Raw genomic sequence first — 286 nt, 5'->3', positions numbered from 1 at the left:
CGTGTCCAAGTGCGATCTGCACTTCGGTAAAACTACCTTCGGGCATTTCAACTACATCGTCCACTTTAATATATACGGGAATCATTGGTTTCCGGTCCTCCACTTCCCTGCCTACGGAAACAATAGAACCGCCTTCAACTTCTTTCCAGTTTCCATTATCATCCTTATACCATACATTGGCAATGGATTCTTTGCTCGGGTTGTGGGACGTACTTAGCTGGGTTTTTAGCAGCCGTGATCTATCAGTTCCAATCGTGACCAGGTTCGCTCCCTGCTCTACATAGTC

The 286-nt window shown here is 46.5% G+C and carries 1 protein-coding gene; it reads right to left on the bottom strand.

From position 1 onward, the window contains the following. Positions 1-286: biotin/lipoyl attachment domain-containing protein (locus tag HC175_RS23360; RefSeq protein WP_168140121.1), on the bottom strand; the 286-nt coding region annotated here is incomplete at both ends.

This window comes from Salinimicrobium oceani (assembly GCF_012037645.1).
This window is presented reverse-complemented; position numbering and strand designations above follow the sequence as displayed.